The organism is Vogesella aquatica, from assembly GCF_028548455.1.
Lineage (GTDB): Bacteria > Pseudomonadota > Gammaproteobacteria > Burkholderiales > Chromobacteriaceae > Vogesella > Vogesella aquatica.
The window spans coordinates 1-24,356 of the sequence record NZ_JAQQLF010000008.1 but is presented as its reverse complement, the minus strand read 5'-3'; the positions used below and the strand labels follow the sequence as shown (position 1 = coordinate 24,356).

The 24,356-nt window shown below is 63.1% G+C and carries 24 protein-coding genes; 14 read left to right on the top strand and 10 right to left on the bottom strand.

What is annotated here, in order from left to right; translation table 11 throughout:
- The first annotated feature begins 8 nt into the window (after nucleotides 1-8).
- The 3 genes from ubiB to PQU95_RS07335 all read left to right on the top strand — a co-directional run bounded on the left by ubiB (nucleotide 9) and on the right by PQU95_RS07335 (nucleotide 3,460).
- On the top strand, nucleotides 9-1,550 hold the full coding sequence (gene ubiB, locus PQU95_RS07345; protein ID WP_272751382.1) for a ubiquinone biosynthesis regulatory protein kinase UbiB: 1,542 nt from the start codon (nucleotides 9-11) through the stop codon (nucleotides 1,548-1,550).
- A gap of 112 nt (nucleotides 1,551-1,662) precedes the next feature.
- Nucleotides 1,663-2,970, top strand: coding sequence for an NAD(P)/FAD-dependent oxidoreductase (locus tag PQU95_RS07340; RefSeq protein ID WP_272751381.1), 1,308 nt, complete (start codon nucleotides 1,663-1,665; stop codon nucleotides 2,968-2,970).
- A 136-nt stretch (nucleotides 2,971-3,106) separates the two neighbouring features.
- Nucleotides 3,107-3,460 (top strand): carboxymuconolactone decarboxylase family protein, encoded by a 354-nt coding sequence (locus PQU95_RS07335; RefSeq protein WP_272751380.1) that lies wholly within the window; start codon nucleotides 3,107-3,109, stop codon nucleotides 3,458-3,460.
- Between the two features lie 65 nt (nucleotides 3,461-3,525).
- On the opposite strand, the gene PQU95_RS07330 is transcribed toward PQU95_RS07335, so the two are convergent.
- Nucleotides 3,526-3,870, bottom strand: a complete 345-nt coding sequence (locus tag PQU95_RS07330) for a GlpM family protein (RefSeq protein ID WP_272751379.1) — start codon at nucleotides 3,868-3,870, stop codon at nucleotides 3,526-3,528.
- The gene (locus PQU95_RS07325; protein WP_026107822.1) at nucleotides 3,870-4,238 is read right to left on the bottom strand and encodes an Mth938-like domain-containing protein; all 369 of its coding nucleotides are present in this window, start codon (nucleotides 4,236-4,238) and stop codon (nucleotides 3,870-3,872) included. The genes PQU95_RS07330 and PQU95_RS07325 overlap by 1 nt, the downstream gene beginning before the upstream one ends.
- Before the next feature lie 173 nt (nucleotides 4,239-4,411).
- Here PQU95_RS07325 and PQU95_RS07320 point away from each other — a divergent pair, with 173 nt between their 5' ends.
- The 4 genes from PQU95_RS07320 to thrC all read left to right on the top strand — a co-directional run bounded on the left by PQU95_RS07320 (nucleotide 4,412) and on the right by thrC (nucleotide 8,903).
- Nucleotides 4,412-5,641, top strand: coding sequence for a pyridoxal phosphate-dependent aminotransferase (locus PQU95_RS07320; protein ID WP_017508168.1), 1,230 nt, complete (start codon nucleotides 4,412-4,414; stop codon nucleotides 5,639-5,641).
- 227 nt (nucleotides 5,642-5,868) lie between these two features.
- Complete coding sequence (locus PQU95_RS07315) at nucleotides 5,869-7,179, top strand: homoserine dehydrogenase (protein ID WP_017508167.1); 1,311 nt, start codon at nucleotides 5,869-5,871, stop codon at nucleotides 7,177-7,179.
- Nucleotides 7,172-7,495, top strand: a complete 324-nt coding sequence (locus tag PQU95_RS07310) for a hypothetical protein (protein WP_017508166.1) — start codon at nucleotides 7,172-7,174, stop codon at nucleotides 7,493-7,495. Before PQU95_RS07315 ends, PQU95_RS07310 begins: the two co-directional genes overlap by 8 nt.
- Nucleotide 7,496: 1 nt before the next feature.
- Entirely contained in the window at nucleotides 7,497-8,903 is a 1,407-nt protein-coding gene (gene thrC / locus PQU95_RS07305; RefSeq protein WP_272751378.1) for a threonine synthase, read from the top strand.
- A gap of 114 nt (nucleotides 8,904-9,017) precedes the next feature.
- On the opposite strand, the gene PQU95_RS07300 is transcribed toward thrC, so the two are convergent.
- A complete protein-coding gene (locus tag PQU95_RS07300; protein ID WP_272751377.1) occupies nucleotides 9,018-11,075 on the bottom strand; it encodes an autotransporter domain-containing protein in 2,058 nt (685 codons plus the stop codon).
- Between the two features lie 149 nt (nucleotides 11,076-11,224).
- Here PQU95_RS07300 and flgA point away from each other — a divergent pair, with 149 nt between their 5' ends.
- From flgA to PQU95_RS07275, 5 genes are all read left to right on the top strand, one after another.
- Nucleotides 11,225-11,899 (top strand): flagellar basal body P-ring formation chaperone FlgA, encoded by a 675-nt coding sequence (gene flgA / locus PQU95_RS07295; protein ID WP_272751376.1) that lies wholly within the window; start codon nucleotides 11,225-11,227, stop codon nucleotides 11,897-11,899.
- Between the two features lie 70 nt (nucleotides 11,900-11,969).
- Nucleotides 11,970-12,272: a flagellar biosynthesis anti-sigma factor FlgM gene (gene flgM, locus PQU95_RS07290; protein ID WP_272751375.1), complete on the top strand. Its 303-nt coding sequence runs from the start codon at nucleotides 11,970-11,972 to the stop codon at nucleotides 12,270-12,272.
- 37 nt (nucleotides 12,273-12,309) lie between these two features.
- Complete coding sequence (locus PQU95_RS07285; RefSeq protein ID WP_272751374.1) at nucleotides 12,310-12,774, top strand: flagella synthesis protein FlgN; 465 nt, start codon at nucleotides 12,310-12,312, stop codon at nucleotides 12,772-12,774.
- A 75-nt stretch (nucleotides 12,775-12,849) separates the two neighbouring features.
- Nucleotides 12,850-13,767 carry a CobD/CbiB family protein gene (locus tag PQU95_RS07280; protein ID WP_272751373.1) on the top strand — a complete coding sequence of 306 codons (918 nt, stop codon included), beginning with the start codon at nucleotides 12,850-12,852 and terminating at the stop codon, nucleotides 13,765-13,767.
- A gap of 105 nt (nucleotides 13,768-13,872) precedes the next feature.
- Nucleotides 13,873-15,345 (top strand): DEAD/DEAH box helicase, encoded by a 1,473-nt coding sequence (locus PQU95_RS07275; RefSeq protein WP_272751372.1) that lies wholly within the window; start codon nucleotides 13,873-13,875, stop codon nucleotides 15,343-15,345.
- A gap of 114 nt (nucleotides 15,346-15,459) precedes the next feature.
- Here the strand turns inward: PQU95_RS07275 and PQU95_RS07270 are convergent, their stop codons facing one another.
- The 4 genes from PQU95_RS07270 to pdxR form a co-directional block, all read right to left on the bottom strand.
- Nucleotides 15,460-16,026 (bottom strand): LutC/YkgG family protein, encoded by a 567-nt coding sequence (locus tag PQU95_RS07270; protein WP_272751371.1) that lies wholly within the window; start codon nucleotides 16,024-16,026, stop codon nucleotides 15,460-15,462.
- On the bottom strand, nucleotides 16,023-17,405 hold the full coding sequence (locus tag PQU95_RS07265) for a lactate utilization protein B (RefSeq protein WP_272751370.1): 1,383 nt from the start codon (nucleotides 17,403-17,405) through the stop codon (nucleotides 16,023-16,025). Before PQU95_RS07265 ends, PQU95_RS07270 begins: the two co-directional genes overlap by 4 nt.
- The gene (locus PQU95_RS07260) at nucleotides 17,402-18,157 is read right to left on the bottom strand and encodes a (Fe-S)-binding protein (RefSeq protein ID WP_272751369.1); all 756 of its coding nucleotides are present in this window, start codon (nucleotides 18,155-18,157) and stop codon (nucleotides 17,402-17,404) included. The genes PQU95_RS07265 and PQU95_RS07260 overlap by 4 nt, the downstream gene beginning before the upstream one ends.
- Before the next feature lie 82 nt (nucleotides 18,158-18,239).
- Nucleotides 18,240-19,748, bottom strand: a complete 1,509-nt coding sequence (gene pdxR, locus PQU95_RS07255) for a MocR-like pyridoxine biosynthesis transcription factor PdxR (RefSeq protein WP_272751368.1) — start codon at nucleotides 19,746-19,748, stop codon at nucleotides 18,240-18,242.
- Nucleotides 19,749-19,892: 144 nt separating this feature from the next.
- Here pdxR and gabP point away from each other — a divergent pair, with 144 nt between their 5' ends.
- A complete protein-coding gene (gabP, locus tag PQU95_RS07250) occupies nucleotides 19,893-21,284 on the top strand; it encodes a GABA permease (protein ID WP_272751366.1) in 1,392 nt (463 codons plus the stop codon).
- Nucleotides 21,285-21,341: 57 nt separating this feature from the next.
- Here the strand turns inward: gabP and PQU95_RS07245 are convergent, their stop codons facing one another.
- Both PQU95_RS07245 and PQU95_RS07240 read right to left on the bottom strand, forming a co-directional pair.
- Nucleotides 21,342-22,241, bottom strand: a complete 900-nt coding sequence (locus tag PQU95_RS07245; protein WP_272751365.1) for a cation diffusion facilitator family transporter — start codon at nucleotides 22,239-22,241, stop codon at nucleotides 21,342-21,344.
- A 51-nt stretch (nucleotides 22,242-22,292) separates the two neighbouring features.
- The gene (locus PQU95_RS07240) at nucleotides 22,293-22,859 is read right to left on the bottom strand and encodes a hypothetical protein (protein ID WP_272751364.1); all 567 of its coding nucleotides are present in this window, start codon (nucleotides 22,857-22,859) and stop codon (nucleotides 22,293-22,295) included.
- A 76-nt stretch (nucleotides 22,860-22,935) separates the two neighbouring features.
- Here PQU95_RS07240 and PQU95_RS07235 point away from each other — a divergent pair, with 76 nt between their 5' ends.
- Nucleotides 22,936-23,925, top strand: a complete 990-nt coding sequence (locus tag PQU95_RS07235; protein ID WP_272751363.1) for a serine/threonine protein kinase — start codon at nucleotides 22,936-22,938, stop codon at nucleotides 23,923-23,925.
- A 47-nt stretch (nucleotides 23,926-23,972) separates the two neighbouring features.
- Here PQU95_RS07235 and PQU95_RS07230 read toward each other — a convergent pair whose 3' ends face one another.
- Nucleotides 23,973-24,269 carry a response regulator gene (locus PQU95_RS07230; protein WP_272751362.1) on the bottom strand — a complete coding sequence of 99 codons (297 nt, stop codon included), beginning with the start codon at nucleotides 24,267-24,269 and terminating at the stop codon, nucleotides 23,973-23,975.
- Nucleotides 24,270-24,356 lie beyond the last annotated feature (87 nt).

Genomic DNA, 24,356 nt, shown 5'->3' with positions numbered 1-24,356 from the left:
GCCCCATCATGCGTATTGCGCGTCTGTTCAAGATTGTTTCCGTGTTCTACCGCTTCGGCCTGGACGATTTCCTGGCCGGCCGCCCTAAGGTGGGGCTGCTTGCCAAGCTGTTCCGCCTGCTGCCGCTGCCGCGCGACACCGATGCGCCGTTGCCGCAGCGCGTGCGGCTGGCGCTGGAGCACCTGGGGCCGATCTTCATCAAGTTCGGCCAGGTGCTGTCCACCCGCCGCGACCTGCTGCCGCCCGATTACGCCGACGAGCTGGCGCGCCTGCAAGACCGCGTGCCGCCGTTCGACAGCACCATCGCGCGCGAGGTGATCGAGCGCAGCTTTGGCCAGCCGCTGGCCGACATTTACGCTGAATTCGAGAATGTACCGGTAGCCAGCGCCTCGGTGGCGCAGGTGCACCGCGCGCGCCTGCACGGCAGCCACGGTCAGCCGGGCAAAGATGTGGCGGTGAAGGTATTGCGCCCTGGCATTCTGCCGGTGATCGAGCAGGACCTGGCGCTGATGGCGGTGCTGGCCGGCCTGGTGGAGCGCTTCCTGCCTGACGGCAAACGCCTGAAACCACGCGAGGTGGTGGCCGAGTTCGACCGCCACCTGCACGACGAGCTGGACCTGATGCACGAGGCCGGTAACGCCAGCCAGCTGCACCGCAACTTTATCGGTAGCGATATGTTGCTGGTGCCGGAGGTGTATTACGACTACACCCGGCGCGAAGTGATGACCATGCAGTGGATGGACGGCATCCCGGTGGGGCAGATCGACCGCCTGCGCGAAGCGGGCGTGGACCTGAAAAAGCTCAGTCGCTTTGGCGTGGAAATCTTCTTTACCCAGGTGTTCCGCCACGGCTTCTTTCACGCCGACATGCACCCGGGCAACATCCTGGTGGCTGCCGATGGCCGCTATATCGCGCTGGACTTCGGCATCGTCGGCAGCCTCACCGACACCGACAAGCACTATCTGGCGGTGAACTTCCTGGCCTTCTTCAACCGCGACTACCACCGCGTGGCCACCGCGCATATCGAATCCGGCTGGGTGCCGCGCGATACCCGCGCCGAGGAGCTGGAAGCGGCGATCCGTACCGTGTGCGAGCCCATCTTCAATAAACCGCTGTCGCAGATCAGCTTCGGCATGGTGCTGCTGCGCCTGTTCGAAACCAGCCGCCGTTTCAATGTGGAAATCCAGCCGCAGCTGGTGTTGCTGCAGAAGACACTGCTGAATATCGAAGGCCTGGGCCGCCAGCTGGACCCCGAGCTGGACCTGTGGGATACCGCCAAACCGTTCCTCACCAAGTGGATGAACGAGCAGATCGGTTGGCGCGGCCTGTTGCGCACGCTGAAGCACGAAGTACCGCAGTGGGCCACCACGCTGCCCACCATTCCGCGCAAGCTGGGCGAGGCACTGTCTGGCCAAACCACCGAACTTGTGCTGCAAGGCTATATCCAACTGATGCGCGAACAGAAAACGCAGAACTTCATGCTGAAACTGATCGCGCTGCTGTTGCTGGCGCTGCTGGTGATCCTGCTGACGCGCGGCGTGCCTGGCTGACAGGCTGCTGGCGGACAAGCATACGGCTGGGCTGGCGCGCGATGCGTTACCTCAGCCGTTTTGTTTGGCGGCAGGCGGCTGCGGTAACGCATTCTGATCCAAAGGAGCTGTCATGCTGAGTCGTTCTGCCGATTTACCGCGCATTGTCATCGTTGGCGGCGGCGCCGGGGGCCTGGAGCTGGCCACCCGCCTGGGCCGCCAGCTGGGCCTGCGCCACCGCGCCCGTATTGTGCTGGTGGACGGGTCGCCCACCCACATCTGGAAACCCTTGCTGCACGAGGTGGCCACCGGCGTGCTCAACAGCGGCGAGGACGAGGTGAACTACTTCGCCCACGGTTATCACAATGGTTATGACTTCGAGTTCGGTTATATGCAGGGGCTGGACCACCAGCAACGGCTGATCCGCCTGGGCGCCATTCATGGCAGCGACGGCCAGCAGCTCAGCCCGCCACGCGATATCGGCTACGACTGGCTGGTGCTGGCGGTGGGGGCGCAGAGCAATGATTTCGGCACCCCCGGCGTGGCCGAGCACGCCTTGCAGCTGAACACGCCGCAGGACGCCGAGCGCCTGCGCCACCGCCTGCTGGAGCTGGCTTTCCGTTGCAGCAGCGGCCAGCAGCCAGGGCTGGATATCGCCATCGTTGGTGGCGGCGCCACCGGTGTGGAGCTGGCGGCCGAACTCAACCACACGGTGCGCGAGATGCACGTCTATGGCGCGCGGCTGCAACCGGCGCAGGTACACATCAGCGTCATCGAAGGGGCCGAGCGCATCCTGGCCGCGGCACCGCCGTCGCTGTCGGCCTACGCCGAAGAACAGTTGGCCGCGCGCCACGTACGCGTGCTTACCCGTAGCCGGGTGGCGGCGGTAACTGCCGACGGCGTACAGCTGCAGGACGGCAGTACGGTGGCGGCCGACATGACGGTGTGGGCCGCCGGGGTAAAAGCGCCGGCCTGGCTGGCACAGCTGGATGGCCTGGCGGTGAACGGCCTGAACCAGTTGCAGGTAGACGCCCAGCTGCGCTGCGTAGCGGGCGAAAACATTGTGGCCATGGGCGACTGCGCAGCTTGCCTGGGGCCGGATGGTCGCCCGCTGCCGGCCACCGCGCAAGTGGCGCACCAGCAGGCGCAGTGGTTGGCTGGCGCGCTGCAGGCCTGGCTGCTGCAGCAGTCGGCAGCCGACTTTGCCTTTAAGCCGCAGGGCATGATGGTGTCGCTGGGCAAGCACACCGCAGTGGGTAGCCTGGCGGCGATTGTTGGCCCCAAACGCGATTACTACGTGGAAGGGCGCGGCGCCAAGCTGATCTACGCCTCGTTGTACCGCATGCACCAGGCAGTGGTGCACGGCTGGTGGCTGGCTGGTTTGCTGTGGGTAGGGGATCGCCTGCGCAGGGTGGCAAAGCCTGCGCTGAAGCTGCATTGAGTGACTCGCCATGCCACAAGGCCGCCCACGGGCGGCTTTGTGGCATTTGTGCTGCGCGGCCAAGAAAAGGCTTGTCTTTGCGAAGTCAATATATAAAAATATATATCGTAAAACAATTGATTGAATGGAGCGCGCCATGAGCCACAACTACCCAGACCTTACCGCTACCTTGTCCAGCAAGCTGGCCGACTTGCGCCGCGAAATCCCCGACACCATGAAAGGCTTCGGCCAGATGAGCCGCGCAGCGCTGACGGACAGTGCGCTCAGCAGCAAGCACAAAGAGCTGATCGCGATGGGCATTGGCATTGCCGCCCGCTGCCAGGGTTGCCTGGGCTTTCACGCCAAGGCGCTGGTGGAACTGGGTTGCAGCCGCGCCGAATTCATGGAAATGCTGCAAGTGGCGGTATACATGGGCGGCGGGCCATCGCTGATGACGGCGGCCGAGGCGCTGCTGGCTTACGAGAGTTTTGGCGGCGAGTTGGCCGCATAAGTGTCAGCTGAGAACGCGACAAGGGCGGCCGTGGCCGCCCTTGCTGTTTGTGCGATCCTGCACGGCTAGCCGTGCCAGTGCTGCCAGCCCCATAACAGGATGGCAGCAGCGAGTAGCCAGCACAGCGTGGCCAGCAGCAGGGTGGCCGCCAGCGGCAAGCGCACACAGAGCCAATATACCGCCAGCAGGTAGGCAGCGTAGGGCAGCAGCGAACACAGGCCGAACAGCGCAGTTTGCTGCAGGTCGGCGGCGCTGCGGCTGCGGCCAACCATATAGTGTGCAATCAGGGCAAAGGTGGGAAACAGCGGTACCAGCCCGGCCACAAAGAAATAGCGGCTGCCGGACAGCCACTGGATCAACAGCACTGCCAGCGCGCCCAGCAGGCACTTGCCCAGCAGGGCGATATCCATCAGCTGCCCAGCAAGGCGGCCACGACTTTGCGGTCTTCTGCCAGCAAAATGTTGTAGGTACGGCAGGCCGCGCTGGTGTCCATTACTTCCACACCGATACCGGCATTGGTCAGCGCCGCACTCAGGCGCGGGTGCGGAAAGCGCAGCGTGGGGCCACTGCCAAAAATCACCAGTTCCGGCTGTAGCGCCAGCAACTGGGCAAAGTGCGCTTCTTCCAGTGCCGCAAAGTTGGCCGGTGCCCACGGTGTAATGCTGTCAGCGCTCACGATCAGGCTGCCTTCGTGGCGTTCACGGTTGATCTCGACATAGCCCGCGCCGTGCGCGGTAAACAGGTTGGCACCTGCAGTTTTGGCTTCATGCAGCTTCATGATGAAATCCTGTTGGCTGGTGTAGTGCAGTGCACCACGGTTTGGGATAGGATTATACCCCGCCTGGCCAGAATGCCAGGGCCGGATAAGCCCGCCGCTTGCGGCACAAAACAGGACAAAAGCAACGCTGCCCGCCACACGGGCAGCACGCCAAACAGACGGTATCGCCCCCCATGCAGCCCATCCAGAAATCACAGAAACTTGCCAACGTCTGCTACGACATTCGCGGCCCGGTGCTTGAACACGCCAAGCGCATGGAAGAAGAAGGCCACCGCATCATCAAGCTGAATATCGGCAACCCGGCGCCTTTCGGTTTCTTTGCCCCGGACGAGATCATCGAGGACGTCATCGTCAACCTGCAGAACGCGTCCGGTTACTGTGATTCCAAGGGCCTGTTTGCCGCGCGCAAGGCCATCATGCACTACGCGCAGCAAAAGCACCTGCCGCAGGTGGGCATGGAAGACATCTACATCGGCAACGGCGTATCCGAGCTGATCGTGATGGCCATGCAGGCGCTGCTGGACAATGGCGACGAAGTGCTGGTGCCGGCGCCGGACTACCCGCTGTGGACCGCCGCCGTCAGCCTGGCCGGCGGCCAGCCGGTGCACTACCTGTGTGACGAGAACGACGGCTGGATGCCATCCATTGCCGACATCCGCGCCAAGATCACGCCGCGTACCAAGGCGCTGGTCATCATCAACCCGAACAACCCTACCGGCGCGCTGTACCCGGACCACGTACTGCAACAGCTGGTAGACGTGGCACGCGAGTTCGGCCTGCTGCTGTACGCCGACGAGATTTACGACAAGGTGTTGTACGACGGCGCTACCCACACCTCCATCGCCTCGCTGGCGCCGGACCTGATGGTGTGCACCTTCAACGGCCTGTCCAAAAACTACCGTGCCTGCGGCTACCGCGCCGGCTGGATGATCTTGTCCGGCGACAAACGCCGCGCCAAAGACTACATCGAAGGCCTGAACATGCTGGCCTCGATGCGTCTGTGCGCCAACGTGCCGGCGCAGTACGCCATCCAGACCGCGCTGGGTGGCTACCAGAGCATCGACGACCTGGTGGCGCCGGGTGGCCGCCTGGCGCGCCAGCGCGACCTGGCGTACAAGCTGCTCACCGATATACCGGGCGTGAGCTGCGTCAAGCCGCAAGGCGCGCTGTACCTGTTCCCGCGCCTGGACCCGGCGGTGTACCCGATCGAGGACGACCAGCAGTTCATCCTGGAGCTGCTGCAGCAAGAGCGCGTGCTGCTGGTGCAGGGTAGCGGCTTCAACTGGATTGCGCCGGATCACTTCCGCGTGGTATTCCTACCTAATAGCGACGACCTGACCGAAGCCATCGGCCGTATCGCCCGCTTCCTGGAAAACTACCGCAAACGCCACGGTACCGCATGAACACACTTGCCCGCGCCGCACTGAAACACCGTCTGCTCAAGCGCCAGGCGCGGGTGAGGCATCATTGAACAAAGGGGCGTGCGCGCCCCTTTGTGCTGTCTGCGGCCAACCCAGGGTTGGCCGCAGCGCAGAAATAAAAAGCTGGATAAACAAACCAGCAGCTGCCACTGGCAGCAGGCCGACGTGCCAGGGAAATTTGAAAACCGAAACAGCAGGAGTATTCAACAATGAAGCCGATCAATATTGGCCTGATGGGGGTGGGAACAGTCGGTGGCGGTGTCGCCACCGTATTGAAGCGTAACGCGGAAGAAATCAGCCGCCGTGCCGGCCGCGACATCCGTCTGACGATTGCTTCCCGCCGCAATGTAGAGCAAGCCCGCGAGCTGGTGGGGGCCGACGTGACCGTGGTGGCCGACGCCTTCGCCGTGGTGAACCACCCGGACGTGGACATCGTGGTGGAGCTGATCGGTGGCGATACCGTGGCCAAAGAGCTGGTGCTGCAGGCTATCGCCAACGGCAAGCACGTGGTCACCGCCAACAAGAAGCTGCTGGCGGTACACGGCAACGAGATTTTTGCCCGCGCGCAGGAAAAAGGCGTGATGGTGGCGTTTGAAGCGGCGGTGGCCGGCGGCATCCCCATCATCAAGGCGCTGCGCGAAGGCCTGTCGGCCAACCGTATCGAATGGCTGGCCGGCATCATTAACGGCACGTCCAATTTCATCCTTAGCGAAATGCGCGAGAAGGGTGCCGACTTTGCCGACGTGCTGAAAGAAGCACAGGCACTGGGCTACGCCGAAGCCGACCCGACATTTGACGTGGAAGGCCACGACGCCGGCCACAAGCTCACCATCATGGCCGCCATCGCTTTCGGTATTCCGATGCACTTCGACCAGTGTTATCTGGAAGGCATCAGCCAGCTGGCCGGCAAAGACATCCAGTACGCCGAAGAGCTGGGCTACCGCGTGAAGCTGCTGGGTCTGACCCGCCGCACCGAACAAGGTGTAGAGCTGCGCGTGCACCCGACGCTGATCCCCGAGCAGCAGCTGATCGCCAACGTGAACGGCGTGATGAACGCGGTACTGGTGCGTGGCGACGCCATCGGCCAGGCACTGTTCAACGGCCCGGGCGCCGGTGCGCTGCCTACCGCCTCGGCCGTGGTGGCGGATATTGTCGACGTGGCCCGCCTGCTGACCTCCGACCCGGAACACCGCGTGCCGCACCTGGCTTTCCAGCCGGACCAGCTCAAAGACCTGCCTATCCTGCCGATGGGCGAGGTGGTGAGCAGCTACTACCTGCGCATCCAGGCTATCGACCGCGCTGGCGTGATGGCGGACATCACCCGCCTGCTGGCCGAAAACGGTATCTCCATCGAAGCGCTGATCCAGAAAGGCTCCGCTGCCGATGGCTCGGCCGAGATCGTGATCCTGACGCACCGCGTGCTCGAAAAAGCCGCCAACGCCGCCATTGCCGCCATCGAGGCGCTGGACAGCGTCGCGGGCAAGGTAGTGCGCCTGCGCATGGAAGAGCTCAATGGTTAAGCGGCTGCTTATCCTGTTGGCCGCCAGCAGCCTGCTGGCGGGCTGCGCCACGCTGGCCCCGCGCCAGCTGGCACAGGACCGGCTGAACGACGCGTGCCGCAGCAAGATTGCCAGCACGCCGCTGCTGCCTTTGCTGAGCTCGCAAAGCAAGATCAATGGTTATTGCAGCTGCGCCAGCGACAAGCTGGTGTCCGGCCTGAGCAACAGCGAGCTGCTGGAAGTGTCGGCCAAAGGCAAAGACATTCTGGCCGAGCCTGCCTGGCAGGGCCGTTTGCTCAATGTGGGCCTGCAATGCCTGAACACACTGGTTCGATAACATGAAATACATCAGCACCCGTGGCGGCATGGCGCCGCTCTCGTTTTCCGACACCATCCTGATGGGCCTGGCGCCGGATGGCGGCCTCGCGCTGCCGGAAAGCTACCCGCAGGTTGGCCGCGCCCAGCTGGACGCCTGGCGCGACCTGTCCTACGCCGAGCTGGCGTTCGAGATCATCCGCCTGTTTGCTACCGATATCCCGCAAGCCGACCTCAAAGCCATCCTGGATCGCACCTACACCGCCGAGGTATACGGCAGCGTGGCCATCACTCCGGTGAAGCGCTTGCACGACGGCCTGGTGATTCTGGAGCTGTCCAACGGCCCGACGCTGGCGTTCAAGGACATGGCCATGCAGTTTCTGGGCAACCTGTTCGAGTACGTGCTGGCCAAGAAGGGCGAACAACTGAACATCGTGGGTGCCACCTCCGGCGATACCGGCTCGGCGGCCGAGTACGCCATGCGCGGCAAGCAGGGCATCAACGTGTTCATGCTGAGCCCGGACGGCTTGATGAGCCCGTTCCAGCGCGCGCAGATGTACAGCCTGCAGGACGCCAACATCCACAACATCGCCATCAAGGGCATGTTCGACGATTGCCAGGACATCGTGAAGGCGGTGCAGAACGACCACGCCTTCAAGAGCCAGTACAAGATCGGCACCGTGAACTCCATCAACTGGGCGCGCGTTGTCGCGCAGGTGGTGTACTACTTCAAGGGCTACTTCAACGCCACCAGCAGCAACGACGAACAAGTCAGCTTCTGCGTGCCGTCCGGCAACTTCGGTAACGTCTGCGCCGGCCACATCGCCCGCCAGATGGGCCTGCCGGTGCAACGCCTGATCGTGGCCACCAACGAAAACGACGTGCTGGACGAGTTCTTCAAGACCGGCCGCTACCAGCCGCGTGGCACCGCCAATACCTGGGTAACGTCCAGCCCGTCGATGGACATCTCCAAGGCGTCCAACTTCGAGCGTTTCGTGTTCGACCTGCTGGGGCGTGACGGCGCTGCGGTGGCTGCGCTGTGGGCCGAGGTGGACGCCGGCCGCGGTTTCGACCTGGGCGACAAGCTGGCGCAGATGCGCGAGCAGTTCGGTTTTGTGTCCGGCAAGAGCAGCCACGCCGACCGCCTGGCCACCATCCGCACCGTGGACGCCGAAGACCAGGTGGTGGTGGATACCCACACCGCCGACGGCATCAAGGTGGCGCGCGAAGTGCGTCTGCCGGGCGAAACCATCGTGTGCCTGGAAACCGCGCTGCCGGCCAAGTTTGCCGATACCATCCGCGAAGCGCTGAACCGCGACGCTCCGCGCCCGGCTGGTTTCGAGGGCCTGGAAGACCTGCCGCAAAAGGTAACGGTGTTCAATGCCGACGCTGACGCGGTGAAGGCCTACGTACGCCAGGCGCTGGGCTGAGCAGCCGCAGCCTGAACCCGCAACCCCTTCCTGCCGGAAGGGGTTTTTCTTTATGGTGATGCGGCAAAGAAAAAGCCCGCCAGACAGCGGCGGGCGCAGGCAAGGTTGGCCGCATCAGAAACTGGCGGCCAGACCCAGGTTGTAGCGCGTGCCGTTGCCGCCTTTTTGGCCACTGCTGCCGCTGGCCTGGATAAAGCCATTCATGCCTTTACCCAGCGATACCGTGGCGCCGGTTTGCCATTCCGCCCAGCTGCGGTCTGGCTGGCTACCGCTGACAGTGAACTCGCCCTGGGTGCCGTACACGCCGCTACGCAGGGTACGTGCCTCGTCGTTTTGTTCTTGCTTCATGCTGATCATCAGGTAGGGCGTGATGTTGCCCAGCGCCGCTTGCAGCTCCCAGCCCGCCTGCAGGACGGTGGAGTCCAGTACCTGCTTGCCAAAGCGCATGCTGGTACTCTGGCTGGCTTGCTCGCTGAAAGCGGCCACATGGCCGCGCTGCATGGCGACGCCGGCAAAGGGGCCGGTGCGCAGCTGGCCCTGCTGCATGCGGTAGCCGGCGCTCAGGCGCAGGCTGTTGTGGTTGGCGCGCGTGCTACCGGTTTCCTGGCGCTTGACGCTGCCCAGGTCGGCCACACGGCGCGTATCGATATCGGCAACGCCCAGGGTGGCATCGCCATCCAGCCATAGCGCGCCGCTGCGGTAGTTGGCGCTGGCGCTCATCAGGCTGTGCTGGCTGTCATAGCTGCCCAGGCTGCCTACGCTGGTGTCCAGCTTGCCCTGGGTGAAGGCCATGCCGACGCTGAGGGACGGGGTGAACTGGTAGTCCACGCCCACGGTCAGCAGCTCGCCCTTGGCTTGCTCACCGTTGCGGCCAACGTCCTGCTTGCCACCGGTCACGCTGCTGAATGCCCCGACAGTACCTACGGCGCGCTGTTCATGATCCAGCGCACGGGCGCGGGCATCCAGCGTGCTGCCCAGCCGGCTGCTGGCGGCGGCTGGCACATTGGCCAGCGCTTCGGCAAAGTAGGGCGCTTGCAGCAAGCTGGCAAAATAGTTGCCCAGCAGGGCGTGGGTGGTAGGCGTGGGGTGGCGGTCGTCGGCAAACAGATAGCTCAGTGTGCCGGTGACGTTGGCGCTGGTGCAGACCAGCGACGAGGTGGTGCCGCACGCCGGGCCGGTAACGTTGTCGATACCGTAGGCTGCCGGGTTGGCCAGTACTTCGGCAAACAGGGCATTGACGTTGGCACGCACCACATTGGCACCGGTGGCGGAGATGGCGCCATCGGCGGTGGTGTTATAGAGCGTGGACAGGTTGTTCAGGCCGGTCTTGCTGGTGTTGTAGCCGTCGGTGATTTGCTGTTGAGTGACTGCACCGTTTAATGCAGCGGTAAGGGTCGTAAGTGCTTTGTTGATCAATGCTTCCTGGGAGGCAGTGGTTGGTGTCGACTCACTTCTTAGTATGCCTGCAACGATTGCTTTCAAATTATTATTGTTAGGTTGCGTCGAAACAATCTGATCAATCACAGCATAAAGGGCAGCAGGGGTATTACCAAAAGAAGGAAGGTTGGGGGCGATGATCAGTTTGGCACCTGCCTTGTTCAGTACGCCAATCTGGGTGGCCAGGCTGTTGGCAGCGGCGGTCGCCACGGTGGAAGCATTGCTGCTGCCGGCACCCGCTGCGGTAGGAATGTCGTTGCCGCCGCTCCAGACAAAGTACACTGCATCCGGGTTGGCCTTGCCACCATTGGCTGTCAGGTAGTCTTGTACTTGTTGTGGCAGGTCGCGGATATCCAGCCCGCCCGGGCCGGCGGTTTGTGTGCTGCTGCTGTTGGGTAGCGTCGCGCCGGTGGCATAGGTAACCGACTGGGCGCCGCCTTGGGCAAAGTTGTTGCCGCTGGTGCCCAGCGTGCTGGCTGCATTGCTGGCGCTGACGCTTAGCCCCAGTTTGCCTGCCAGGATATTGGCGTGGTTGGCCGCATTATTGGTTGTCCAGCGCGCGTCGGCTGGCAGAATGATGAACCCGCCGGAACCATTAGGGATGGCCTGGCCACCAAAGGCACCGGTGTCGGTAAGACTGTCACCAAAGAAATAGATATGGCTGTAGCTGCCTGCAGCGAAAGCAGCAGGTGAAAGCAGGGCAGCCATGACGGCGGCGCGGAGAGTAGTGCGCATGGTGTAGCTCCTCGTGTTGTGTCTGGCGTGTCGCCAAAGGTTTTTTATATTTTTTAGAGCATAAGCTCGTTTGTTGCGGCCGATTGAAACAATTGTTCGATAAGGCTGTATTTGCCGATCTTTTGTTGTACTGGCGTTACAATCAGGACATGAATAGACACAAACTTCTATGGTTGCCAGGCGGCTTGTTGCTGGCTGCGACGGTGTTGGCGGCCGAGACCCGGCTACCGGAAAAGGCGGCAGAAGTGTTCCTGCAAAGCCAGAAGGGGGATGACGGTTATGCATACCGCCTGGCTGCGCCGCGCCAGAAAGCGGCCATGCCGAATTGCCCGCAAGATTTGCAGGCAGGCTGGCCCGCAGGCAGTAGTGCGCCGAGGAGCCAGCTGGAAGTGAGTTGTGCGGCTGCCGGCTGGACCTTGCGGCTGCCGGTTACGGCGAGCGAGCTACCCGTCGCGGTCGTTACCACAAGGCTGGTGCGCAGTGGCGAAGTACTGCAGGCGGCAGATATCCGTTTGGCTGCCATTAACCGCAACCAGACATCGCAGGGGCTGCGCGACGTGCAACTGGTGATCGGCCGGATGGTGACCGCTACCTTGCCGGCGGGTACCGTGCTGCAGGGTGGGCAGCTGCGCCTGCCTTATGTTGTCAAAATGAATCAACCGGTGCGCTTGCAGGCAAAAGGTGATGGTTTCGTCATCGGCAGTGACGCTACCGCGCTGGGTAACGCTGGCGTGGGCGAGCGCGTGAATGTGCGGGCAGGAAACGGCAAGGTGGTTTCTGGCATCGTGGACGCGGATGGCAGTGTTTCGGTATTCGTGCCCTAAAAAAAGCGTCAAGTTTCGGATTTTTCGGGCGATAATAGAAATAACCGATAAAAAGCAGTGCAGGTAAATCATGAAAATCGACAACTCAGGCAAGGTTGCAGCCAGCTACGCTGCCCCAAGCCGTACCAGCCCGAAAGAAAGCGATGCAAGTGCCAAGGCATTTTCGCGTGCCGATGGCGGTGAAAGCGTTGCGATCAATCCATTTGCCAGCCGCCTGCAGGGCATGGAGCAGGCTGCAGCAGCAGCCCCGGCTTTTGATGCAGACAAAGTCGCCTCGATCAAGGCTGCCATCGCTGCCGGCGAGTTCAAGATCAACCCCGGTGCCATTGCCGACAGCCTGATTGCTTCTGCACAGGAGCTGCTGGCGCGGTAAACTGGCCCGCCAGGGGTGATAAACCGGACAGATGCAAATGGATGTAGCGGTATTTCTGGCCTCGTGCCAGTCTGAAATGGCCTTGCTGGAAACGCTGCAGGTAACCCTGCAGCAGGAACAGCAGGCCATTTTGCGTATGGATGCTTTTCAGATCGAAGAGCTTGCGCAGCAAAAAATGCAGCAGCTGACACAGCTTTCAGTGTTGCGCGCGCAGCGCCTTGCCCTGCAGCAGGCTGCAGGATTGGCGCAGCAGGATGACTGGCTGCCATGGCTGCAGCAGGCTCCTGGCGAGGTGCAGCAATGCTGGCAGGCGCTGGAACTGGCGCTATTGCGTCTGAAAGCGTTGAATGACCTGAATGCCAGCATGGCGGATGAACGCATGCGGTTTGCCACGGCAGTCATTGATTCTTTACGCAGTGCCATGCAAGGCGTGGATGGCTACGGCCGACACGGCACCCTGTCTTCCGGTGTAGGCGGCTCCCGCCGCCTGGGGTCCGCCTGAGCGCAGCAGCCCGCCTGATGACGGTTTTGTGGTATCTTCCTTCGCGGGCCACAACCAATTCCTTTCCGCAGACCCATGACCCTGATTTCACTTATCGCCGCGCTGGTTCTGGAGCAATTCCGCCCTTTGGGTAACCGTAACCGGGTGTTGTTGCTGTTCATCCGTTACGCCAACCATCTGGAGCGCACCCTGAATGCGGGTTACAACCGTCATGGCGTGCTGGCTTGGCTGGCAGCCATGTTGCCGGTACTGCTGCTGGCGGGCGGCGGGTTTTACCTGCTGTGTGCGATCAGCCCGGTACTGGGGTTTGTCTGGAACGTGCTGGTGCTGTACCTGACCATGGGTTTTCGTCATTTCTCCAGCTACTTCTCTGAAATTTCCCTGGCACTGAATGATGGCCAGGAGCTGGAGGCCAAGCAGGCACTGGCTAGCTGGACCAACCAGCCCACGGCCGAGCTGAGCATTGGCGAAGTGTCCCGCCTGGCGATAGAGCAAGGGGTGGTAGACAGCTACCGTCACGTGTTTGGCACCATGTTCTGGTTTGTGTTGTTGCCTGGCCCGACAGGGGCTGTGTTGTACCGTTTCACCCAGCTGCTGGCCCAGAAATGGGGTGGCCGTGCTGCGGATGACCTGTTCGGCCGCTTTGCCGGCCGTGCCGGAGAATGGCTGGACTGGTTGCCGGTACGTTTGACTGCCGCGAGCTTTGCCGTAATGGGAGACTTTGAAGACGCCGTGTACTGCTGGCGTTCGCAGGCCAGAACCTGGGGTAATTACGCCACCGGTATCCTGCTAGCCTCTGCTGCGGGTGCGCTGGGTGTCAAACTGGGCGACCCGCTGCGCCAGAACTACACCATCAATTTCCGCCCCGAGCTGGGCGTGGGTGATGAAGCCGACCCGCAATACCTGAAAAGTGCGGTAGGGCTGGTATGGCGCACGGTACTGCTGTGGCTGTTCGTGATTCTGCTGATCAGCGTGGTCAGCCTGTTCGGCTAGGGCCGGACGCATGATGCGCCGCCAGGCACTGGCGGCGCTTCGCTTTTTAATCGTTTACAAACGGCTTTGCCCGGTAACGCGGGCAAGGCTGATGGAGTTCCTGACATGTCGTTTGCCGAGCTAGGCCTGGCACCTGAAATCCTGCGTGCCATCGACGAAATGGGGTACTCGGAAGCTACCCCCATCCAGGCCAAGGCCATTCCACTGGTGTTGTCCGGCCGTGATTTGCTGGCTGCTGCCCAAACCGGTACAGGCAAGACTGCTGCATTCTTGCTGCCTATCCTGGAGCGTCTGAAAAAGTTTGCCAACCCCAGCGTATCGCCGGCCATGCACCCGGTGCGTGCGCTGATCCTGTCACCCACGCGTGAGCTGGCCGACCAGATTGGCGTGAATGCCAAGGCGTATACCAAGTACCTGCCGCTGCGCACGACTACCGTGTACGGTGGCATGAACATGGACCCGCAGGTCGCCGAGCTGCGCCGTGGCATCGAAATCGTCATCGCCACCCCGGGCCGCCTGCTGGACCATATCCAGCAAAAAACCATCCAGCTGAACAAGGTAGACGTGCTGGTACTGGACGAAGCCGACCGCATGCTGGACATGGGCTTTATCCAGGACATCCGCAAGATCATGTCGCTGCTGCCCAAAGAGCGCCAGACCTTGCTGTTCTCGGCCACCTTTGCGCCCGAGATCAAAAGGTTGGCCGCAGACTTCATGCGCGACCCGCAAACCGTAGAAGTAGCCCGCCAGAACTCGACCAATGCCCAGGTCGAGCAGCTGGTGTTTGCCGTAGACGGTTTCCGCAAGCGCGCCTTGCTGTCGCACCTGATTCGCGAGCGCGAAATGAGCCAGGTGATTGTGTTTTGCAAGACCAAGATTTCTGCCGACCAACTGTCGCGCGACCTGAAGCGTGACGGCCACGCCGCCGAAGCCATCCACGGCGACAAGGCGCAGAGCGCCCGCCTGGAAACGCTGGAGCGCTTCAAAAGTGGCGAAGTCAAAGTGCTGGTGGCTACCGACGTGGCCGCCCGTGGTCTGGATATTTCCGAGCTGCCATTCGTAGTGAACTACGAAATGCCGAACTCGCCGGAAGACTATGTGCACCGTATTGGCCGTACCGGCCGTGCCGGTGCCTCCGGTGTGGCCATCTCGCTGATGAGCCCGGACGAGACGCGCCAGCACGAGGCGATCGAAAAGCTGACCCGTCAAACCTTGCCGCCGCTGCCCCTGCCGGAAGGTTTTGGTGGCCGCCCGCCGCGCGACGACGCCGCCAGTGCACCGCGTCGCGAGCGTAGCGAACGCCCGGAACGCAGCGAGCGCCCTGACCGTGCCGAGCGCAGCGATGCCCCGCGCCGCAGCGAACGCGCCGAGCGTGGCGAGCGCAGCCCGTCGCTGTATGGCGATAAGCCGCGCCGCGATAGCCGCCATGCGCCGGATAGCCGTGACGCACGCGATACGCACGACGAAGGCGAAGGCCGCAAGACGGTGAAGCTGGGCATTGGCGGGCGTATCCTGCCGCAACGCCAGCGCGAAGTACCGGCACTGTTGCTGCCACCGCGTTACAAGGTAGAGCGCTGAGCTGCTGCTCGATATAAAAGCCACCTTCGGGTGGCTTTTTTGCGTCTGCGGCCAACGTTGGCCGCAAAAAAAGCGGCCACGCGGGCCGCCAAAGGAAGCAACAACTTACTGCAATCAGACAAACACCACCAGCGCGGCCATGGCGCCGTGCGCGCCCATCACCAGGCTTTGTTCGATATCGGCGGTGCGCGAGCTGCCGCTGATGAAGCCGCCAAAGCCTTGCTCGCGGATGGCGATGCGGCGGTAGGCGTCGCGCATGGTGTCCACGATAGCGTCGCGCGGCACCACTAGCACCAGTTTCTGGGTCAGGAAGTAAATCGAGCGCCACTGGTTGTCGGCGTGGCTGACCCATACCGCCGCGCTTTCGGCCACTGCCAGCTCGCCGGGGACGATGGCCACGTCCACGTCGTGCCAGGCGTGCGGGCTGGGGCTTTCCTCGTGGTTTTCTACGGTCAGGTCTACCAGGCGGCCGTGTTGCGGCCAACGTTGTTGTACCACGCCCAGCACGCTGTCGCCGTCAGCCAGCTGCACGGCGTCGCCACCCAGGTTGCGTACCAGGGTGCGGAAGGCGTCGAACTTGTCGTCGAAGGTGATGAACGGTACCGCGTCGATATCGGGCAGTGCCGGGCCTTGCGGGCGGTTCTGGCGCAGCCGCGCCAGGATCTGTTCTCGGCTGCTCATGACTTTTTCTCCTGGCGGGCTTGCCACATTTCCTTGAAGCTTTGCTCCGGCATTTCCGGTAGCGCGCGGCCGGGCCGCGACCACGCACTATGGCGGGTAAGACTGTCCGGCACGATGGGCACTACCTTGCGCATCACCTTGCCGCCGGCGTCCATCAGCGATGGGTGCTGGGTGAGGAAGCGCATCGCCAGCAGGCCCATTTTCTTGGCCGGCTTCAGTGTGCCGGCGTCGAAGGCGCGTTTGCGCTGCAGTACCAGTTGCTCGTGCAGGTTGATTTTTACCGGGCATACATTGCTGCACGAGCCGCAGGTGGTGCAGGCAAACGCCATGCTGCCGTGCTTTTTGATGTCGCGGCTGGGGCCCAGGGTGGATCCGATGGGGCCGGGGATGATGTAGCTGTAGCTGTGGCCGGTACTGCGGCGGTACACCGGGCAGGTGTTCATGCAGGCGCCGCAGCGGATGCAGCGCAGGCTCTGGTAGAAGTCGTCGTTGCCCAGGATGTCGCTGCGGCCGTTGTCCACGATCACGATGTGCATCTGGCCACCGGGGCGGGCGCGGTGGAAGTGCGAGGTGTAGGTGGTAATCGGTGAGCCGATGGCCGAGCGCGCCAGCAGGCGTGTGAACACGCCCAGGTGTTCCAGCCGCGGAATGATTTTTTCCAGGCCCATGCTGGCGATGTGGATCGGCGGCAGCGCGGTGCCGAGGTCGGCGTTGCCTTCGTTGGTACACACCACCACGCCACCGGTTTCGGCGATGGCAAAGTTCACGCCAGTCAGGCCGGCGTCGGCGGTGAGGAAATGCTCGCGCAGGTTGGCGCGCGCGGCGTGGGTCAGGTACGTGGGGTCGTTATTGCCCGCCTCGGTACCCAGCTCGCGGTGGAACAGCTCGGAGATCTGTTCTTTTTTCAGGTGGATGGCCGGCATCACGATGTGGCTGGGCGGCTCTTGCCGCAGCTGCACGATGCGCTCGCCCAGGTCGGTATCGATTACCTCGATGCCGTGCTGTTCCAGATAGGGGTTCAGCCCGCACTCTTCGGTGAGCATGGACTTGGACTTCACCAGTTTCTTCACGCCCTCGGCGGCCAGAATGCCGTGCACGATGCGGTTGTGTTCGTCGGCATCGGCTGCCCAGTGCACGGTAACGCCGTTTTTCTCGGCGTTGGCCTGGAACTGCTGCAGGTAGTCGTCCAGCCGCGACAGCGTGTGCGCCTTGATCTGCTGCGCCAGTGCACGCAGTTGCTCCCATTCCGGCAGCTGCTTGGCCTGCATGTCGCGCTTCTGGCGTACCCACCAGATAGCGCTGTCGTGCCAGCGTGCCTGTTCGCGGTCTTGCAGGAAGGCGGCCGCGGCTGCGGCGTGGTTGATATTGTCGTTTTTCATGCTGCGCCCCCGCGACCGGTGAGGATTTCCACGATATGCAGCGGGCGGATGGGGCGGCAGCGGTGGCGGATGATGCCGCCCATGTGCATCAGGCACGACGGGTCGGCGCCCACGATGTACTGCGCGCCGGTGGCTTCGTGCTGCGCCACGCGGTCTTCGCCCATGGCCACCGATACTTCCGGCTCGTCCACGCTGAAGGTGCCGCCAAAGCCGCAGCACTCGTCGCGGCGCTCCGGTTGCTTGATCTCGATGCCGTCTACCAGCTGCAGGATGCGTTCCAGCCGCGAGTGGTAGGGGATCATCAGCTCGGACGGCGCGGCGTGGCCCAGCTCTCGCAGGCCGTGGCAGCTCTGGTGGATGGATACGGTGTGCGGGAAGTACACCGGCTTGGGCAGTTTTTCCACTTTCAGTACGTCTTGCAGGAACTCCACGATCTCGTAGATGCGCGGCTGCAGTGCCTGGTAGTCGGCGTTGTCGGCGATATACCATGGGTAGTGGTGCTTGACGTGTGCGGTACAGCTGCCGGACGGCGATACCACGTAGTCGTAGTCTTTGAAAATGCCGGTGAAACGGCGCGCCGCATCGCAGGCACCCTGGCTGTCGCCGTTATTGCTTAAAGGTTGGCCGCAACAGGACTGGGCCAGCGGGTAGTGCACGTCTACGCCGTAGCCTTCCAGCAGCTCGGCGGTAGCCATGGCGACGTGGGGGTACAGATCGTTGACAAAACAGGGGATGAAAAGAGCGACTTTCATGGCGGTGTGCAGTTCTCCGGCGCAATGCCCGGCTGGGCTTATCCTGATTAAAGCCCGTGCACGGGGAGATGCCAATGCGGATTTACCCTTGTGCCGGCGGCACGCAATGCTGCCGGATGACGCCCGCCAGCACGGCAAAGTGGCGCGGAATATCGGCCTCGTCCACGTGGGCGTAGCCCAGTAACAGGCCGGGTTGTGGCTGGCCGGCGCGGTAGTACTGGCTGAGCGGGCGTGTCAGCACGCCGGCTTGCTGCGCGGCGTGGCTCACCGCCAGGTCATCGCTGCCCGGCGGCAGGCCCAGCACCAGGTGCAGGCCGGCCGAGCCGTCGTGGATGGGGAGGCTATCGCCGAAGTGCAGGCGGATGGCGTGTAGCAGTACCTGGCGCCGTTGCGCGTACAGCTGGCGCATGCGGCGGATATGCGCCACAAAGTGGCCCTCGGCGATGAAGTCGGCCAGCACGGCCTGCGTCAGGTACTGGCCACCACGGTACAGCTCGGACAGACCGGTCTGGAAGCTGTGTACCAGGCTTTCCGGTACCACCATATAGGCCAGGCGCAGGCCGGGGTACATCACCTTGGAAAAGGTGGCCAGGTAGATCACGCGGCCGTGCTGGTCCAGCCCCTGCAGCGACGGCAGCGGCGGGCGGCCATAGCGGAATTCGCTGTCGTAGTCGTCTTCCACTACCCAGCTGCCGTGGCGGCGCGCGTGCGCCAGCAGGCGGCGGCGCCGTGCCAGGCTCATCACGGCGCCAAGCGGATACTGGTGCGAGGGCGACACGAAAATCAGCCTGGCCTCGCCGCTGCCGGCGTCTACCTGCAGGCCTTCGTCGTCTACCGGCACCGGTACCGTGTCCAGGCCGGCGCTGCGCCAGACGCTGTGCACGCCCCAGTAGCCCGGCTCTTCTACCCAGGCCTTGTCACCGGGGTCGCCCAGCAACAGCGCGATCAGCTGCAGTGCGGCGTGGGCGCCGTTGGTGATGATGATTTGCTCTGGCGTGCAGCGCACCCCGCGCGAGCTGCGCAGGTAGTCGGCCAGTTGCTGGCGCAGCGCCGGCAGGCCGGGGCCGACCGAGTAGGTAAGCAGCTCGGGTTGCGGTTTGCGCCACTGGCGGTTTTGCAGCCGCATCCAGGTACGCGCCGGGAAAGTGCGGATTTCCGGTACGCCGGGCATGAAGGCGCCCCACTGGCGCTGGCCGGCACCGGCCTGGCTCACCAGCTCGTGACCGCGGCGCGATACCAGGCTAGTGGTGGCGCGGGCTGGCGAGGGTGTCGCGGCCGGCTGGCCGTGCAGGCGGTCGGGGCGGGTGTCCAGCACGAAGGTGCCACGACCGACGCCGGCGCTGACGTAGCCCTCGGCGGCCAGCCTTTCATAGGCGTGCAGCACGGTATTACGCGCCACACCCAGTTCGTCGGCCAGCTGGCGCGAGCTGGGCAGCCGCAGCCCCGGCGGCAGGATCTCCTGCAAAATGCCGTCGCGCATCAGCCGGTACAGCTGCTGGTTATTGCTTTCGTTGTCGCCGCGGCGAAATTGCAGCAACAGCAGGTCGCTCAGCAGCGACGGTGCGCTGGCAGGCTGGGCAGGGGTGGTCATGATTGGCTCCATTAAAAAACCGGAATTGGGTCTAAGTATATCGCCATTCAGGTCGTACACTGCGCGCGGGCAGTCAAGACTTGCCCATGACAAGAAGGCCGCTGACGGCACGTGTCACATCGATCCGATAGAGAGAAACCCTGAATGACTGCATCTTCTTCCGGCTTGAGCCACGGGCTCAAGCAACGGCATGTCACCATGCTGTCCATTGCCGGCGTCATTGGCGCCGGCCTGTTCGTGGGCTCCGGCCACGCCATCGCCGAAGCCGGCCCCGCCGTGCTGATTGCTTACGGTTTTGCCGGCATGCTGGTGGTGCTGGTGATGCGCATGCTGGGCGAAATGGCCGTGGCCTCGCCCGATACCGGTTCGTTTTCCACTTACGCCGACCGTGCTATCGGGCACTGGGCCGGCTACATCATCGGCTGGCTGTACTGGTGGTTCTGGGTACTGGTGATTCCGCTGGAAGCCACCGCCGCCGCCACCATTCTGCACGCCTGGTTTGCCGGCGTGCCGATGTGGGCGTTTGCGCTGGGCATTACCATGCTGCTAACCATCACCAACCTGTTCAGCGTGAAGAACTACGGCGAGTTCGAGTTCTGGTTTGCGCTGGTGAAAGTGGTGGCCATCGTGCTGTTCCTGGCCATTGCCGGTGCGGCGATCTTTGGCCTGATTCCGGGTAGCCAGACCAGCGGTGTGGCCAACCTGATGGCCCACGGCGGCTTCATGCCTAACGGCTTTGGCGCGGTGCTGGGCGCCATGCTGACCACCATGTTCACCTTCCTGGGTACCGAGATTGTCACCATTGCCGCGGCCGAGTCGGACAACCCGCAGCAGCAGATCACCAAGGCCACCAACTCGGTGGTATGGCGCATCAGCCTGTTCTACTTGGGCTCCATTTTCGTGGTGACCTCGCTGGTAGCATGGAACGACCCGCAGCTGCCGCTGCAAGGCTCTTACCAGCGTACGCTGGAGCTGATCGGCATCCCCAATGCCAAGGCACTGGTAGACGTGGTGGTGCTGGTGTCGGTGGCCAGCTGCCTGAACTCGGCGCTGTATACCGCCTCGCGCATGCTGTACTCGCTGGCTTCGCGCCGCGATGCGTTTGCCCTGTTTGGCCACGTGGCGCCCAACGGTACTCCGCAGAAAGCCGTACTGGGTTCGATGGTAGTGGGTTTCCTGATGGTGATTGCCAACTATATGGTGCCGTCCGAAGTGTTCAACGTGCTGCTGGCCACCTCCGGCACCATCGCGCTGCTGGTGTATCTGGTGATTGCGGTATCGCAGCTGCGCATGCGCCAGCGCATGCAGGCACGAGGCGAGCAGCCGGCGTTCCGCATGTGGCTGTTCCCGTGGCTGACCTGGGCGGTAATCGTGTTCATCTGCGCGGTACTGCTGCTGATGGCGCTACGCCCGGATCACCGCGTCGAGGTACTGGGCACCGGCATCCTGACGTTGCTGCTGGTGGTGGTGGGCTGGCTACGTTCGCGTGCGCTGGGCACGCCGTGGCTACACAGCCCGCTGCCGGCGCGCAGCTAGATCGACCCTGCTGTTGGACTTTGACAGCGTTGGCCCCTGCACTGCAGGGGCTTTTTTTTAACGCTGGTTTACCGGCAAGCCCACGGGGTCGATGTGGGTCATGACGTCCAGCACCTGGTGAGCCGCCATCACCCGCGCCCGGGCATCTGCGGCGATGTCGTGGCCCTGGTAGACGGTGAGCTCGCCGTCGATTTCCAGGTGCACGTCAACCTGGACATGGTCACCCAGGCGGCGGGTGCGCAGGTCGTGTATGCCTTGTACGCCGGGGGTCTCCAGCAGCGCTTGCTGGATGGCGGCCACGGTGTCGTCGTCGGCGGCGCGGTCCATCAGGTCGTGCAGCGCATCCCAGGCAAACTGCCAGCCGGCGCGGCCAACCATGAAGCCCACCAATGCGGCGGCCAACGGGTCCAGCCAGGTGTAGCCCAGCAGGTTACCGCCAATACCGGCAGCCACTACCAGCGAGGACGCCGCATCCGCGCGTGCGTGCCAGGCGTTGGCCACCAGCATGCTGGATTTCACGCGGGTGGCCACCGCCAGCATGTAGCGGAACAGGCTTTCTTTCGATACCAGAGTGAATAGCGCGACGTACAGTGCCAGCGGGTGGACCGGCGACAGGGCGGTATGGTGGAGGATTTTGTTGCCTGCCCCCCATAGCATGCTGCAGCCAGCGGCCAACAGCAGGGCGCCGAGCACCAGAGAGGCCGCTGTTTCGTAGCGGTAGTGGCCGTACTGGTGGTCGTGGTCTGGCGCCTTGCTGCTGTGCTTGCGCGCCAGCAGCGCGACAAAGTCGGCCAGCAGGTCGGACAGCGAGTGCAGTGCATCAGCCACCAGGGCTTGCGAGCCGGCCCATACCCCGGCGAGTAGCTGGGCGATGGTCAGTACGATATTGACTGCGACGCTGACCCACAGGCTGCGTTGGGCGGCTTGGTGTTGCGGGCTGTGGGCTGGGCTGGTCATGGTGTCTTCGCAAAAAAAACAGCAGTGTGATGTAGGTGGCTGATGGCCAGCTTAAGACGGCAGGCCGCTGTCGTGGCTGGCATCGGGCTCGTCCAGCGGCGGCAGCGTGCTTAACAGCTCGGCCAGCAGGCTTTGCGTCAGCCAGGGTGGGACATCCTGAATGTGCCACCCGGCTTTTTCCGCACACAGGGCCAGGGTGCGCAGGAAACGATGAAAACCTGGACGGTTTTGTCGCATCGTGATGTTTTGCTGCCCGATGGTAAAGCTGAGGCTGGCGTAGTCGCTGCCTGCCTGGGCATCCAGCCCCGTGCATAACGGCACGCTACCGCTGGCGGGAAGGGCCGGGGAGTTTTGTGCGAATTTCATGCCGCCGCCGTGACCGGGCTGGTCGGCCAGGTCTTCTTCGTTCATGGCCATGCGGTGCTCCAGCGCAATGCGCTGTTCGCTGCTGCCGGCACCGGGGATGCCTTCGCCCGGCACGGCGCGGGCAAACAGGGCGGCAATATCGCGCAGGATGGACTGGGTCAGATAGCGTGTCAGCCATAGCTGGTGGCCGCCGGGCTGTATCAGTACCAATAGGCGGTCTTCGGCTTCGAAGTAGGTAAAGGATAGGCTCATGCCACGATGGTAAGCCCTGGCGGCAACGACTGCAAAGGTTGGCCGCAGGCCGTGCGCTGCGCGCATAATGCGGGGCATGGATACCCTACACCCTTATACCGCGCTGACGCCCGACCTGATGCTGGATGCCGTGGAAAGTACCGGCTTGCGCTGCGATGGCCGCATGCTGGCATTGAACAGCTATGAAAACCGTGTCTATCAGGTGGGCATGGAGGACGGCCCGCCACTGATTGCCAAGTTTTACCGGCCAGGGCGCTGGCAGGACGCGCAGATTCTGGAGGAGCATGCCTTTGCCCGCCAGCTGCAAGAGGCCGAAATCCCGGTGGTGGCGCCGCTGGCGTTTGCCGGCCAGACACTATTGCAATGGCAGGGCTTTCGCTTTGCCCTGTTTCCGCGCCGTGGCGGGCGGGCGCCCGAGCTGGAAGACGAGGCCACGCTAGAATGGCTGGGGCGGTTTCTGGGGCGCATTCACGCTATTGGCCGCAGCCAGGCTTACGCCACGCGCCCGGCGCTGACGGTGCAAACCTTTGGCCACGATGCCTTGAGTATTATCGAAACAGGCGGTCACCTGCCCAAGCATCTGGCGGCGCGCTTTGGCCAGGTGGCGCAGGCGGTGATCGGTATGGCCGAGGCAGCTTTTGCCAGCTTGCCTGCACTGACCCTGCTGCGTACCCACGGCGATTGTCACGCCGGTAATGTGATGTGGACGCCAGACGGCCCGCATTTTGTCGACCTGGACGACAGCCGCATGGCACCCGCCATTCAGGATATCTGGATGTTGCTTAGCGGCGAGCGCGAGCAGCAGTCGGCACAGCTGGCGGCTATTCTGGCGGGCTACGAAGAGTTTTGTGATCTGGATTACCGCGAGCTGCGGCTGATCGAGCCATTGCGCAGCCTGCGCTTGCTGCACTACTGCGCCTGGCTGTCGGCGCGCTGGGCGGATCCGGCTTTCCCGGCGGCGTTTCCGTGGTTTGGTAGTGAACACTACTGGCTGGAACGCATTAACGAGCTGGAGCAGCAGCTGGAGGCCATGCAGCTGCCGCCGTTGTGGTCTATGCCTGCCTGATGTTTGTCTTGTCGCCCGGCGCTGCGGCCGGGCTGCCATGACTGTGCTTATTGCTGCAGCAGTGCATGTACTGCCTTGAGCAGCAGCGGGGGTTGTAGTGGTTTGGTCAGCCACGCGGTCGCCCCGGCGGCGCGTCCGGCGGCTTTCATGCTGTCGCTGAGCTCGGTAGTAACCATGATGACCGGTGTTTGTGCCAGTGGCGGGCGCTGGCGCAGTGTGCGGATGAATTCCAGCCCGTTCATCTCGGGCATGTTCAGGTCGCTGATGATCAGCGATGGCGTGTATTTGTCCAGCTGTAGCAAGCCTGCTTTGGGGCGTGTACTGAATTTTGTGTAAACGGACATTTGGCAGGAAACTGCTACCTAGTCTGGAGGCACAATGAGCTCGAAAAATCACAACGTACCTGACGCACTACTGGACAGCTTGCTGGC

What these genes read in the sequence shown, in the direction of transcription:
- ubiB (WP_272751382.1), top strand. Translation starts at nt 9, where the DNA reads ATGCGTATTGCGCGTCTGTTCAAGATTGTTTCCGTGTTCTACCGCTTC.
- PQU95_RS07340 (WP_272751381.1), top strand. Translation starts at nt 1,663, where the DNA reads ATGCTGAGTCGTTCTGCCGATTTACCGCGCATTGTCATCGTTGGCGGC.
- PQU95_RS07335 (WP_272751380.1), top strand. Translation starts at nt 3,107, where the DNA reads ATGAGCCACAACTACCCAGACCTTACCGCTACCTTGTCCAGCAAGCTG.
- PQU95_RS07330 (WP_272751379.1), bottom strand. Translation starts at nt 3,870, where the DNA reads ATGGATATCGCCCTGCTGGGCAAGTGCCTGCTGGGCGCGCTGGCAGTG.
- PQU95_RS07325 (WP_026107822.1), bottom strand. Translation starts at nt 4,238, where the DNA reads ATGAAGCTGCATGAAGCCAAAACTGCAGGTGCCAACCTGTTTACCGCG.
- PQU95_RS07320 (WP_017508168.1), top strand. Translation starts at nt 4,412, where the DNA reads ATGCAGCCCATCCAGAAATCACAGAAACTTGCCAACGTCTGCTACGAC.
- PQU95_RS07315 (WP_017508167.1), top strand. Translation starts at nt 5,869, where the DNA reads ATGAAGCCGATCAATATTGGCCTGATGGGGGTGGGAACAGTCGGTGGC.
- PQU95_RS07310 (WP_017508166.1), top strand. Translation starts at nt 7,172, where the DNA reads ATGGTTAAGCGGCTGCTTATCCTGTTGGCCGCCAGCAGCCTGCTGGCG.
- thrC (WP_272751378.1), top strand. Translation starts at nt 7,497, where the DNA reads ATGAAATACATCAGCACCCGTGGCGGCATGGCGCCGCTCTCGTTTTCC.
- PQU95_RS07300 (WP_272751377.1), bottom strand. Translation starts at nt 11,075, where the DNA reads ATGCGCACTACTCTCCGCGCCGCCGTCATGGCTGCCCTGCTTTCACCT.
- flgA (WP_272751376.1), top strand. Translation starts at nt 11,225, where the DNA reads ATGAATAGACACAAACTTCTATGGTTGCCAGGCGGCTTGTTGCTGGCT.
- flgM (WP_272751375.1), top strand. Translation starts at nt 11,970, where the DNA reads ATGAAAATCGACAACTCAGGCAAGGTTGCAGCCAGCTACGCTGCCCCA.
- PQU95_RS07285 (WP_272751374.1), top strand. Translation starts at nt 12,310, where the DNA reads ATGGATGTAGCGGTATTTCTGGCCTCGTGCCAGTCTGAAATGGCCTTG.
- PQU95_RS07280 (WP_272751373.1), top strand. Translation starts at nt 12,850, where the DNA reads ATGACCCTGATTTCACTTATCGCCGCGCTGGTTCTGGAGCAATTCCGC.
- PQU95_RS07275 (WP_272751372.1), top strand. Translation starts at nt 13,873, where the DNA reads ATGTCGTTTGCCGAGCTAGGCCTGGCACCTGAAATCCTGCGTGCCATC.
- PQU95_RS07270 (WP_272751371.1), bottom strand. Translation starts at nt 16,026, where the DNA reads ATGAGCAGCCGAGAACAGATCCTGGCGCGGCTGCGCCAGAACCGCCCG.
- PQU95_RS07265 (WP_272751370.1), bottom strand. Translation starts at nt 17,405, where the DNA reads ATGAAAAACGACAATATCAACCACGCCGCAGCCGCGGCCGCCTTCCTG.
- PQU95_RS07260 (WP_272751369.1), bottom strand. Translation starts at nt 18,157, where the DNA reads ATGAAAGTCGCTCTTTTCATCCCCTGTTTTGTCAACGATCTGTACCCC.
- pdxR (WP_272751368.1), bottom strand. Translation starts at nt 19,748, where the DNA reads ATGACCACCCCTGCCCAGCCTGCCAGCGCACCGTCGCTGCTGAGCGAC.
- gabP (WP_272751366.1), top strand. Translation starts at nt 19,893, where the DNA reads ATGACTGCATCTTCTTCCGGCTTGAGCCACGGGCTCAAGCAACGGCAT.
- PQU95_RS07245 (WP_272751365.1), bottom strand. Translation starts at nt 22,241, where the DNA reads ATGACCAGCCCAGCCCACAGCCCGCAACACCAAGCCGCCCAACGCAGC.
- PQU95_RS07240 (WP_272751364.1), bottom strand. Translation starts at nt 22,859, where the DNA reads ATGAGCCTATCCTTTACCTACTTCGAAGCCGAAGACCGCCTATTGGTA.
- PQU95_RS07235 (WP_272751363.1), top strand. Translation starts at nt 22,936, where the DNA reads ATGGATACCCTACACCCTTATACCGCGCTGACGCCCGACCTGATGCTG.
- PQU95_RS07230 (WP_272751362.1), bottom strand. Translation starts at nt 24,269, where the DNA reads ATGTCCGTTTACACAAAATTCAGTACACGCCCCAAAGCAGGCTTGCTA.